The 902-nt window shown below is 37.8% G+C and carries 1 protein-coding gene; it reads right to left on the bottom strand.

What is annotated here, in order from left to right; genetic code table 11:
• Positions 1-902: N-acetylmuramoyl-L-alanine amidase family protein (locus GMD6S_RS11495; RefSeq protein WP_001195516.1), on the bottom strand; the 902-nt coding region annotated here is incomplete at both ends.

Genomic DNA, 902 nt, shown 5'->3' with positions numbered 1-902 from the left:
TTAACCTGGAACCAGCCTGTCTTCATATCGCCATTACTTGCGTTTAGATAATACCAAGTCGAGCCTTCCTGATACCAGCCAGTCGCCATAGATCCTGATGAACGGAGGTAGTACCACTTGTTCCCAAGGTATTGCCAGCCCGTTTTCATATCACCATTTTCAGCATCTAAATAGTACCAAGTTGAGCCTTCCTGATACCAACCAGTTGCCATGGCTCCTGATGAACGGAGATAGTACCATTTATTACCAAGATGTTGCCAACCTGTTTGCATGATGCCAGTTGTTGGATCTAAGTAGTACCACGGAGCAGGTTTGCTTCTATCAATACCAAAAGTAACATGGAAATCTTGAGTCCAACCCTTAGCAACTTCACCAATTGGTAGTGGATTGTAAGAATCATCGCCAGAAATTCCTAGCTTATTTAAATAATACCAATTACCGTCTTCATAAGTCCAACCTGTCTTTACAGCATAATTATTATCAAAATAATAAGTTCTCTTTTCAGGAGATGGAGGATATTGTTCACCATATACTTTTCCTGTATTTTCAGACGTTTTTGCCTCTAGTACTTGTTTATCTGTTTGTTCTAGCAAAGCACCATCTGAGCTAAAATAATACCATTTTTGTTGGAGTCCGATTTCATTAACTGGTTGGTTATCTAATAAATTATCACGATAACCTGTTCCAGGAATTTCTAAGTATTGCCATCCAACTACCATTTCTCCTTTATCACCAAAATAGTAAGTTTTACCGTCTATTTTATGCCAATAGATTGCTTTATGATCATCTTTTACATAATATTTTCTATTATCCTTATCAACAAATTGGCCACCTGTTATGTCCGCAAATACAGTATTAGTAGCTAGCAAACCAAAGAAAAATGTTGCTAGTGCGACTTGCAT

The sequence above is a fragment of the Streptococcus sp. GMD6S genome (assembly GCF_000297015.1).
Note: the sequence above shows the minus strand (reverse complement) of the source record. Positions and strands in the feature narration are given on the sequence as shown.